Source organism: Xylophilus rhododendri (assembly GCF_009906855.1).
Classification (GTDB): domain Bacteria; phylum Pseudomonadota; class Gammaproteobacteria; order Burkholderiales; family Burkholderiaceae_C; genus Xylophilus; species Xylophilus rhododendri.
Map to the genome: position 1 here is coordinate 790,813 of NZ_CP047650.1, position 11,322 is coordinate 802,134.

Below are 11,322 nucleotides of genomic sequence, written 5' to 3' on the forward strand. Positions count from 1 at the left end.
CGTTTCCGACATCGCTGTACGCCCCAGGCGTACGACAAAAAGCCCGGTCCAGCCGGGCTTTCTGCTTTCTGGCCGGCCTCGTTGCCGAGGCCGGGCGCTGACTTACTTCTTGCGCGGCGGCGGCACGTCGGTGCAGCTGCCATGCGCCACTTCCGCGGCCAGACCGATGGATTCGCCCAGCGTCGGATGCGGATGGATGGTGCGGCCGATGTCCACCGCGTCCGCGCCCATCTCGATGGCCAGGGCGATCTCGCCGATCATGTCGCCCGCATGGGTGCCGACGATGCCGCCGCCCAGGATGCGATGGGTCTCGGCGTCGAACAGCAGCTTGGTGAAGCCCTCGTCGCGGCCGTTGGCAATCGCCCGGCCCGAAGCCGCCCAGGGGAACAGGCCCTTCTCGACCTTGATGCCCTGCGCCTTGGCCTGGTCCTCGGTGAGGCCCACCCAGGCCACTTCCGGATCGGTGTAGGCCACGCTGGGGATCACCCGGGCGTCGAAGACGGCCGAAGCCAGCTCCTTGTCGCCCAGCAGTTCGCCCGCGATGACTTCGGCCGCCACATGGCCTTCGTGCACCGCCTTGTGGGCCAGCATGGGCTGCCCGACCAGGTCGCCGATGGCGAAGATGTGGCCGACGTTGGTGCGCAGCTGGATGTCGACGTTGATGAAGCCCCGGTCGGTGACTTCCACGCCGGCCTTGTCCGCGCCCACCTTCTTGCCGTTGGGCGTGCGGCCCACGGCCTGCAGCACCAGGTCGTAGACCTGGGGTTCCTTCGGCGCGCCCTCGCCTTCGAACGTGACTTCGATGCCGGCCTCGGTGGCCTTGGCGCCCACCGTCTTGGTCTTCAGCATGATGTTGTCGAAGCGCGGGGCATTGAATTTCTGCCAGACCTTGACCAGGTCGCGGTCGGCGCCCTGCATCAGGCCGTCGAGCATCTCCACCACGTCCAGGCGCGCGCCCAGGCTGGAATACACCGTGCCCATTTCCAGGCCGATGATGCCGCCGCCGACGATCAGCATGCGTTTGGGCACCGCCGTCAGCGCCAGCGCACCGGTGGAATCGACCACCCGCGGATCGTCCGGCAGGAAGGGCAGGCGCACCGCCTGCGAGCCGGCCGCGATGATGGCGCGGCGGAAACTCACCGACTGGGTCTTGCCGGTCTTCTCCTGGCCGCTGCCGGAGGTCTCGGCCACGTCCATGGTGTGGGCGCCGGAGAAGCTCGCCAGGCCGCGCAGCACCGTCACCTTGCGCATCTTGGCCATCTGGCCCAGGCCGCCGGTCAGCTTGCCGATGACCTTTTCCTTGTGGGTGCGCAGCTTGGCGATGTCGAGGCTCGGCTCGCCGAAACTCACGCCCAGGTCGGCGAAATGCTTGACCTCGTCCATGACGGCCGCCACGTGCAGCAGCGCCTTGGACGGGATGCAGCCCACGTTCAGGCAGACGCCGCCGAGGGTGGTGTAGCGCTCGACGATGGCGACCTTCAGGCCCAGGTCGGCGGCACGGAAGGCGGCGGAATAACCGCCGGGGCCGCCGCCGATCACGACCAGGTCGTAGTCGGCATCGGGCTTGTCGGAGACGGGGCCGGAGGCCTTGGCGGCGACAGGCGCGGGCGCGGGAGCCGCCTTGGGAGCGGGAGCGGCGGCGTTTGCAGCAGCAGGCGCGGCAGCCGGTGCAGGCGCCGCGGCGGCCGGCGCGGGCGCGGCGGCACCACTGGCCTCCACGCTCAGCAGGATGCTGCCCTGGCTGACCGTGTCGCCGATCTTGACCTTGATCTCCTTGACCACGCCGGCGGCCGACGAGGGAATCTCCATCGAAGCCTTGTCCGACTCGACGGTCACGAGCGACTGGTCCACGGCGATGGTGTCGCCGGGCTTGACCAGGATCTCGATGATCGGAACGTCCTTGAAGTCACCGATATCGGGAACGGCGATGTCTTGCTGGCTCATGTGTCAGCTTTCAATTTGAGGGTGAACAGGTTGACCGGGCCTTCGGAATTGCGGTCGAACTCGCAGCCGGCATCGACGCCGGCCTGGGCGATCTCGCGCGCGGTCTTGGCCTTGCCGTAGGCCGCGTGCATGGCGCCGAGCGCGAAGCTGCGCCCGGAGCCTATGCCCCAGAACTCCTTGAACTCGAAGACTTCGCGGTAGCTGTAGAGGCCGAAGATGCCCGCCGGGTTGGCCAGCAGCACGCTGAACTGGCTGGACTCGTAGGGGTCGTTATCGTCTTCCTTGGTCTGCAGGAAGAAGTTGTCCTTCAACACCGCATGCAGCCGCGAGAAGGTGTCGAAGATCTCGTCCTTGCTGCCGAACAGGCGCTGCTCGGGCGCCATGGCGGCGAGCGACTTGCGCAGCACCGGGAAGTGCGCCACCGTGCCGGCCATGCCGACGTAGGTGGTGCCTGCCGGCGTGTCGAGGGAAAAGATCTTCGAGTTGTCCTCGAAGCGGTGCTTCAGGCGGGTGTCGCCGAAGGTCACCAGCGTGTCGGCGGCCAGGGCGACCTGGCCGTTCTTGCGGACGACGACGACGGTCGTCATGCGGCTAAAGCGTGATGCGGCGGAGGTCGCCGAGCAGCTGGCCCAGGTACGCATTGAAGCGTGCCGCGGAAGCGCCGTCGATGACCCGGTGGTCGTACGACAGGCTCAGCGGCAGCACCAGGCGCGGCTGGAAGGCCTTGCCGTCCCACACCGGCTTCATCTGGCCCTTCGAGAGGCCCAGGATGGCCACTTCCGGTGCGTTGATGATGGGCGTGAAATGCGTGCCGCCGATGCCGCCCAGCGAGCTGATCGAGAAGCAGCCGCCGGACATGTCGCCGCCGCCGAGCTTGCCGTCGCGCGCCTTCTTGGCGAGTTCGCCCATCTCCTGGCTGATCTGCAGGATGCCCTTCTTGTCGGCGTCCTTCAGCACCGGCACCACCAGGCCGTTGGGCGTGTCCGCCGCGAAGCCGATGTTGAAGTACTGCTTGTAGACCAGGGTGTCGCCGTCGAGGCTGGCGTTGAACTCGGGGAATTTCTTCAGCGCCGCGACCACCGCCTTGATGACGAAGGCCAGCATGGTCACCTTCACGCCGCTCTTCTCGTTCTCCTTGTTGGTGGAGACACGGAAGGCTTCCAGCTCGGTGATGTCGGCCTCGTCGTTGTTGGTGACGTGGGGAATCATCACCCAGTTGCGGTGCAGGTTGGCGCCGCTGATCTTCTTGATGCGCGACAGGTCCTTGCGCTCCACCGGGCCGAACTTGGCGAAGTCCACCTTGGGCCAGGGGATCAGGCCCAGGCCGGCACCATCGCCGCCGCCGGACGCGGGCGCCTTGGCCGCCGAGGCCTTGGTGCTGGCCGCGCCGGACATCACCGCCTTGGTGAAGTTCTGCACGTCGTCCTGGGTGATGCGGCCCTTGGCGCCGGAGCCCTTGACCTCTTCCAGCGGCACGCCGAGTTCGCGGGCGAACTTGCGCACCGAGGGCGATGCATGCGGCAGCGCGCCGGTAGGCGTGGTGGGCTGGTGTGGCGGCAGGGCCGCGTTGGGGTCGGTGCGTTCGACCGGCTGGCTGGCCATGCCGGCGGGCGCGGCGGCGGCCGGAGCCGGAGCGGCTGCCGCGGGCGCCGGGGCGGCGGCGGCAGGGGCCGGAGCGGCAGCGGCGCTGCCCTCCAGGATCGCCACCAGGTCGCCGATGTTCACCACATCGCCGACCTTGACCTTCAGTTCCTTCAGCACGCCGGCGGCCGACGACGGGATCTCCATCGAGGCCTTGTCCGATTCGACGGTGATCAGCGACTGGTCGGCCTCGACCTTGTCGCCGGGCTTGACCAGCAGTTCGATGACCGAGACGTCCTTGAAGTCGCCGATGTCCGGCACCTTCACCTCGACCGGGCCGGACGCCGCAGCGGGTGCGGCGGCGGCGGCCGGCGCCGGAGCGCTGGCCTGGGCCGGTGCCGCGGCAGGCGCTGCGGCGGCAGGCGCCGGTGCAGCGGCGGCCGGAGCCGGCGCAGCAGCCGCATCCGATTCCAGCATCGCGATCAGGTCACCGATGTTCACGGTATCGCCGATCTTGACCTTGAGTTCCTTGAGCACGCCGGCGGCCGACGACGGGATCTCCATCGAGGCCTTGTCCGACTCCACCGTCATCAGCGACTGGTCGGCCGCGACGGTGTCGCCCGGCTTGACCAGCAGTTCGATGACGGCGACGTCCTTGAAGTCGCCGATGTCCGGGACTTTTACTTCCACCAATGCCATATCGTGTGTCTCCGGGTCGCGTTCAGGCGTAGAGCGGGTTCAGCTTGTCGGCATCGATGCCGTACTTCTTGATGGCTTCGGCCGCCTTGGTGGCGGGCAGTTTGCCATCGTCGGCCAGCGACTTGAGCGCCGCGACCACGATGTAGTGGCGGTTGATCTCGAAGTGCTTGCGCAGTTCGGTGCGGAAGTCGCTGCGGCCATAGCCGTCGGTGCCCAGCACGCGGTAGCTGCGGCCAGCGGGCACGAAGGGGCGGATCTGCTCGGCGTAGGCCTTCATGTAGTCGGTGGAGGCGACCACCGGGCCTTCGCTCTTGCCCAGCTGCTCCGCCACGAAGGAGGTGCGCGGCTTGTCGGTCGGGTGCAGCAGGTTCCAGCGGTCGGCGTCCTGGCCTTCGCGGGCCAGCTCGTTGAAGCTCGGGCAGCTCCACACGTCGGCGGACACGCCCCAGTCGGCGGCCAGCAGTTCCTGGGCCGCGATGCTCTCGCGCAGGATGGTGCCGGAGCCCAGCAGCTGCACCTTCGGACCCTTGGCGAGCGTGGCCTCCTTGCAGAGGTACATGCCCTTGATGATCTGCTCTTCGGTGCCGGCCTTCAGGCCCGGCATCGCGTAGTTCTCGTTGAGCAGCGTCAGGTAGAAGTAGACGTTCTCCTGCTTCTCGACCATGCGCACCAGGCCGTGGTGCATGATCACCGCGACTTCGTGGGCGAAGGTCGGGTCGTAGCTGATGCAGTTCGGGATGGTGCCGGCCAGGATGTGGCTGTGGCCGTCTTCGTGCTGCAGGCCTTCGCCGTTGAGCGTGGTGCGGCCCGAGGTGCCGCCCAGCAGGAAACCGCGCGCCTGCATGTCGCCGGCCGCCCAGGCCAGGTCGCCGATGCGCTGGAAACCGAACATCGAGTAGTACACGTAGAACGGCACCATGATGCGGTTGTTCGTGCTGTACGAGGTGGCCGCGGCGATCCAGCTGGCCATGCCGCCGGCTTCGTTGATGCCTTCCTGCAGGATCTGGCCGCTCTGGTCTTCCTTGTAGTAGGAGACCTGGTCTCGGTCCTGCGGGGTGTATTGCTGGCCGGCCTGGTTGTAGATGCCGATCTGGCGGAACAGGCCTTCCATGCCGAAGGTGCGGGCTTCATCGACCAGGATGGGCACGGCGCGGGGGCCGAGCTGCTTGTCGCGCAGCAGCGTGGTCAGGAAACGCACGTAGGCCTGCGTGGTCGAGATCTCGCGGCCTTCGGCGGTCGCATCCAGCACGGCCTTGAAGGTTTCCAGCGGCGGCACCGGGATCGTCTCGTCGGCCTTGGTGCGGCGGTGCGGCAGGTAGCCGCCCAGTGCCTTGCGGCGGGCGTGCAGGTATTGCATTTCCGGCGTGTTGTCGGCCGGCTTGTAGAAGGGGATGTCGGCCAGCTGCTCGTCGGTGACCGGGATGTTGAAGCGGTCGCGGAAGGTCTTGATGTCCTCGTCGGTCAGCTTCTTGGCCTGGTGGGCGGTGTTCTTGCCCTCGCCGGCCTTGCCCATGCCGAAGCCCTTGACGGTCTTGATCAGCAGGATGGTGGGCTGGCCCTTGTGCTTGACGGCCGCGTCGTAGGCGGCGAAGACCTTCTGCGGATCGTGGCCGCCGCGCTGCAGGCGCCAGATGTCCTCGTCGCTCATGTGCGAGACCATCTCCAGCGTGCGCGGATCGCGGCCGAAGAAGTTCTTGCGCACGAAGGCACCGTCGTTGGCCTTGAAGGCCTGGTAGTCGCCGTCGAGCGTGTCCATCATGATCTTCTTCAGGGCGCCGTCCTTGTCGCGCGCCAGCAGCGGATCCCAGTAGCTGCCCCAGAGCAGCTTGATGACGTTCCAGCCCGCGCCGCGGAACTCGCCTTCGAGCTCCTGCACGATCTTGCCGTTGCCGCGCACCGGGCCGTCGAGGCGCTGCAGGTTGCAGTTCACCACGAAGATCAGGTTGTCGAGCTTCTCGCGCGCGGCCACGCCGATGGCGCCCAGCGATTCGACCTCGTCCATCTCGCCGTCGCCGAGGAAGGCCCAGACCTTGCGGTTGGAGGTATCGGCGATGCCGCGGGCATGCAGGTACTTCAGGAAGCGCGCCTGGTAGATCGCCATCAGCGGGCCCAGGCCCATGGAGACGGTGGGGAACTGCCAGAACTCGGGCATCAGCTTGGGATGCGGATAGCTCGACAGGCCCTTGCCCTGCACTTCCTGGCGGAAGTTCAGCAGCTGCTCCTCGGTCAGCCGGCCTTCCATGAAGGCGCGGGCATAGATGCCGGGCGAGCTGTGGCCCTGGATGTAGAGCAGATCGCCGCCATGGCCTTCGCTCTCGGCATGCCAGAAGTGGTTGAAGCCGGCGCCGAACATGGTGGCCAGCGAGGCGAAGGAGCTGATGTGGCCGCCGAGGTCGCCGCCGTCTTCCGGATGCAGGCGGTTGGCCTTGACCACCATGGCCATGGCGTTCCAGCGCATGTAGGCGCGCAGGCGCTCCTCGATGTCGTTGTCGCCCGGGGTGCGTGCTTCGGCGTCCGGCGCGATGGTGTTCACATAGGCCGTGTTGGCCGAGAAGGGCATGTCGATGCTGTTCTGGCGCGCCTGGTCGAGCAGCTGTTCGAGCAGGTAGTGGGCGCGTTCAGGACCTTCGCTCGCGATGACGGCCTTGAGGGCATCGGTCCATTCGCGGGTTTCCTGCGGATCTGCGTCCTGCGGGGTGCGCGCGGCGGCGCCGATCGAATCATCGGGAAGGGCTGACATGCTTTGTCTCCATGGAGGGAGTGCCTGGCTGGCACGGGCGGCGGCGAGTTTCTCACACTTTTATTGCATTTCGAATGGTGCACCGACGTTTCATATTACGGAATTCAATGCTGCGCTGCAATAAGATATGTACGCCCGGCCCCCTACACTCGCCACCATGGTCAACCCTCCCGTCCCCGGCACCCGCAGCCGATCCTTTCCGGCGCGCATGGCCGCGGTGTGGCGCCGCTGGTGGCAGCGCCAGCCGCCGCAGCGCCAGGACCGCTTCGCCATGCTCGCGCCGCTGGCCGCGGTGGTGCTGTTCCTGGCCGCCATCGCCATCGCCTTCTCCTATCTGCGCACCGAGGAGCGCGACCGCGAACAGGAGGCCGTGCGGCGCGACGTGGAATACGCCCAGCAGCGCCTGCGCCTGCGCCTGCTGGAGCGCCAGGAGCAGCTGATGCGCATCGCGCGCGATGTCTCCAATGGCGAGATCGACCGGCAGGAGTTCAACAGCCGCTCCGAATCCCTGATCAGCCAGTACCCCGAGATGCAGGCCCTCACCTGGATCGACGAACGCCGCAAGGTGCTGGCCAGCCATGCAGCCCCCTCGCTGCCGGCCAGCCAGCTGCGCCACACCGACGACCTGCTGCGCCCCGGCGAGACCGAGAACCTGTTCAGCCTGACCCGCGACCTGCAGCAGCCGGTGTATTCCCAGCCGGTCGGCGGCAACAGCCCGAGCACGCTGCTGCAGCTGCAGATTCCCCTTTCCATCCAGGGCCACTTCTCCGGCGTGCTGCTGGGCGAGTACTCGATCGACAGCCTGCTGCGCTACGGCGTGCCCAGCGAGGTGCTGGCGCGGTATGCCGTCACCCTGCAGGACGGCAGCGGCCGCCCCGTGGCCGGCACGCCGCTGGCGCCGCGCACCGGCGCCAAGCGCCTGGTGCCCTGGGGCGCCAATTCGATCACCTACGAAGTGCCGGTCTCGCCGGTCGGCAACGCGCTGGTGCTGCATGCCCAGGCCTACCGCACCTCGCTGGGCGTGGTCGGCAGCGGCTTCTTCTGGCTGGTCGGCATGCTGAGCGCGATGACCGCCTGGATGCTGATCGCCAACTGGCGCCACACCCGGCGCCGCATGCGGGCCCAGCAGGCGCTGATCGCCGAGACCAACTTCCGCCGCGCGATGGAGAACTCGGTGCTCACCGGCATGCGCGCCCTGGACATGGAAAGCCGCATCACCTATGTGAACGCCGCCTTCTGCCAGATGACCGGCTGGACCGAGAGCGAGCTGGTCGGCCAGACCCCGCCCTACTCCTACTGGCCCGACGAGGACCACAGCCACCTGGCCAATCTGCTCAACGACGAACTCACCGGCCGCCACAAGCCCGGCGGCTTCCAGGTGCGGGTCAAACGCAAGAGCGGCGCCATCTTCGACGCACGCCTCTATGTGTCGCCGCTGATCGACCCGCACGGGCAGCAGACCGGCTGGATGACCTCGATGACCGACATCACCGAGCCCAACCGCATCCGCGCCCAGCTCACCGCCTCGCACGAGCGCTTCACCATCGTGCTGGAGGCGCTCGATGCATCCGTCTCGGTGGCGCCGCTGGGCAGCCAGGAGATCCTCTTCGCCAACCGCCTCTACCGCCAGTGGTTCGGCGCCGAGGCCGAAGGCCATCTTCAGATGGCCGCCCAGGCCGGCGTGCAGCCGGCCGACGCCACAGGCGAGGACACGCTCGACGACGTCGACGGCCTGGCCGGCCTGCCCACCACCTCGCTGACCCAGGCGCAGACCGAGAACTCCGAGATCTTCATCCCCTCGCTAGGCCGCTGGCTGGAAGTGCGTTCGCGCTATCTGAACTGGGTGGACGGCCGCCTGGCGCAGATGGTGATCGCCACCGACATCACCAGCCGCCGCAATGCCGAGGAGCAGGCCGCGGCGCAGGCCGAACGCGCCCAATCGATCAGCCGGCTCATCACCATGGGCGAGATGGCCTCCTCGGTGGCGCACGAACTCAATCAGCCGCTGACCGCCATCAGCAACTACTGCAGCGGCCTCATCTCGCGCATCAAGGGCGGCAACACCGAACAGCAGATGCTGCTGTCGGCGCTGGACAAGACCGCCCACCAGGCGCAGCGCGCCGGCCAGATCATCCAGCGCATACGCGCCTTCGTGAAACGCAGCGAGCCCAACCGCACCCCCTCCGACGTGGCCAGCATGGTGGCCGAGGCCGTGGAGCTGGCCGACATCGAAATGCGCCGCCGCAACATCCGCCTGTCGCACTACGTGGCGGCGCGCCTGCCCACGCTGATGGTCGATCCGATCCTGATCGAGCAGGTGCTGGTCAACCTGATGCGCAACGCCGCCGAATCGGTGGACAACGCCGCCCGCCCGCCCGGCCGCCGCAGCGTGGAACTGCGGGTGGTGCCGCGCCATGTGGAGGCCCAGGCTGCCATCGAATTCACCGTGCTCGACACCGGCGGCGGCCTCGCGCCGGAGGTGCTCGAACGCCTCTTCGAAGCCTTCTTCTCCACCAAGTCCGAAGGCATGGGCATAGGCCTGAACCTGTGCCGCAGCATCGTCGAATCGCACCAGGGCCGGATGCATGCGGAGAACCTCTACAATGGCTCGGAGGTCGCCGGCTGCCGCTTCTCCTTCTGGATACCGCTGCGGCCACCCTCCGACACCCCCTCCGCCACCAGCCCGCATAAACCGAGCGTGACCGCATGAGCTTGATTCCCAAAAAAGGCACTGTGTACGTGGTGGACGACGACGAAGCCGTTCGCGATTCCGTGCAATGGCTGCTCGAAGGCAAGGACTTCCGGGTCCGCTGTTTCGAATCCGCCGAGTCCTTCCTCTCCCGTTTCGACCCGCGAGAAATCGCCTGCCTGGTCGTCGACATCCGCATGGGAGGCATGAGCGGCCTCGAACTGCAGGACCGTCTGATCGAGCGCAAGTCGCCGCTGCCCATCGTCTTCATCACCGGCCACGGCGACGTGCCCATGGCCGTCGAGACCATGAAGAAAGGCGCCCTGGATTTCATCCAGAAGCCCTTCAAGGAAGACGAGCTGGTGGCCGTGGTGGAGCGCATGCTCGACCGCGCCAAGGAAGTCTTCGCCGACTCCCAGCAGGCCGCCAGCCGCGATGCGCTGCTGGCCAAGCTCACCTCGCGCGAGGCGCAGGTGCTGGAACGCATCGTCGCCGGCCGCCTGAACAAGCAGATCGCCGACGACCTGGGCATCAGCATCAAGACGGTGGAGGCGCACCGCGCCAACATCATGGAAAAGCTCAACGCCAACACCGTGGCCGACCTGCTGAAGATCGCCCTCGGCCAGAGCCACCACGCCCATCCGGCGCACGCCGCCGCCGCCAAGGCCTGAGGCTTCGCCCGCACGGCGCCCGCCTGACCATGGTCAAGCGGGCGTTTTTCATTTCCGAAACCCGATCCCCACTCGTCTTCCCATGAGCGCCCAAATCATCGACGGCAACGCCCTCTCCCGCCAACTCCGCACCGAGGTCGCCGAACGCGCCGCCGCCCTGCGCGCCAGGGGCGTCACGCCCGGCCTGGCGGTGGTGCTGGTGGGCGACAGCCCGGCCAGCCAGGTCTATGTGCGCAACAAGGTCAAGGCCTGCGAGGACAACGGCCTGCATTCGGTGCTGGAGAAGTACGCCGCCGACATGAGCGAGGCCGAGCTGCTGGCGCGCGTCGATGCGCTCAACCGCGACCCCTCCATCCACGGCATCCTGGTGCAGCTGCCGCTGCCGGCGCACATCGATGCGCAGAAGGTCATCGAGGCGATCGCGCCCGAGAAGGACGTGGACGGCTTCCACGTCGCCTCCGCCGGCGCGCTGATGACCGGCACGCCCGGCTTCTGGCCCTGCACGCCCTACGGCTGCATGAAGATGCTGGAGTCCATCGGCTTCGAATTGCGCGGCAAGCATGCGGTGGTGATCGGCCGCAGCAACATCGTCGGCAAACCCATGGCCCTGATGCTGCTGGCCAAGAGCGCCACCGTCACCATCTGCCACAGCGCCACCGCCGACCTCGGTGCCATGACCCGCCAGGCCGACGTGATCGTGGCCGCCGTCGGCAAGCGCAACGTGCTGACCGCCGACATGGTCAAGCCCGGCGCGGTGGTGATCGACGTCGGCATGAACCGCGACGACGCCGGCAAGCTCTGCGGCGACGTGGACTTCGAGGGCGTGAAGGAAGTCGCCGGCTGGATCACCCCGGTGCCGGGCGGCGTCGGCCCGATGACCATCACCATGCTGCTCGTCAACACCATCGAGGCGGCCGAGCGCAGCGCGGGCTGATCGCCGACATTGAATGGCTCTATGGTCCGGGGGCTTGAACCCGGGCCGAGTGACGCAAAATCCA

The 11,322-nt window shown here is 67.5% G+C and carries 7 protein-coding genes; 3 read left to right on the forward strand and 4 right to left on the reverse strand.

The features are described from left to right. Positions 1–102 precede the first annotated feature (102 nt). Genes lpdA through aceE form a run of 4 tightly spaced genes read right to left on the reverse strand, consistent with a single transcriptional unit; the run spans position 103 to position 6,964 of the window. A complete protein-coding gene (gene lpdA, locus GT347_RS03765) occupies positions 103–1,944 on the reverse strand; it encodes a dihydrolipoyl dehydrogenase (protein WP_160550690.1) in 1,842 nt (613 codons plus the stop codon). Further along, positions 1,941–2,531, reverse strand: a complete 591-nt coding sequence (locus GT347_RS03770; protein ID WP_160550691.1) for an Ntn hydrolase family protein — start codon at positions 2,529–2,531, stop codon at positions 1,941–1,943. Before GT347_RS03770 ends, lpdA begins: the two co-directional genes overlap by 4 nt. A gap of 4 nt (positions 2,532–2,535) precedes the next feature. Further along, on the reverse strand, positions 2,536–4,224 hold the full coding sequence (gene aceF, locus GT347_RS03775; RefSeq protein WP_160550692.1) for a dihydrolipoyllysine-residue acetyltransferase: 1,689 nt from the start codon (positions 4,222–4,224) through the stop codon (positions 2,536–2,538). A 22-nt stretch (positions 4,225–4,246) separates the two neighbouring features. Beyond that, positions 4,247–6,964, reverse strand: a complete 2,718-nt coding sequence (gene aceE, locus GT347_RS03780; RefSeq protein ID WP_160550693.1) for a pyruvate dehydrogenase (acetyl-transferring), homodimeric type — start codon at positions 6,962–6,964, stop codon at positions 4,247–4,249. A 157-nt stretch (positions 6,965–7,121) separates the two neighbouring features. On the opposite strand from aceE, the gene GT347_RS03785 reads away from it, so the two are divergent. The 3 genes from GT347_RS03785 to folD all read left to right on the forward strand — a co-directional run bounded on the left by GT347_RS03785 (position 7,122) and on the right by folD (position 11,258). Continuing rightward, positions 7,122–9,674 carry a PAS domain S-box protein gene (locus GT347_RS03785; RefSeq protein WP_160550694.1) on the forward strand — a complete coding sequence of 851 codons (2,553 nt, stop codon included), beginning with the start codon at positions 7,122–7,124 and terminating at the stop codon, positions 9,672–9,674. Continuing rightward, positions 9,671–10,324, forward strand: coding sequence for a response regulator transcription factor (locus GT347_RS03790; RefSeq protein WP_160550695.1), 654 nt, complete (start codon positions 9,671–9,673; stop codon positions 10,322–10,324). The genes GT347_RS03785 and GT347_RS03790 overlap by 4 nt, the downstream gene beginning before the upstream one ends. Positions 10,325–10,406: 82 nt before the next feature. After that, a complete protein-coding gene (gene folD / locus GT347_RS03795) occupies positions 10,407–11,258 on the forward strand; it encodes a bifunctional methylenetetrahydrofolate dehydrogenase/methenyltetrahydrofolate cyclohydrolase FolD (protein WP_160550696.1) in 852 nt (283 codons plus the stop codon). Positions 11,259–11,322: the final 64 nt, after the last annotated feature.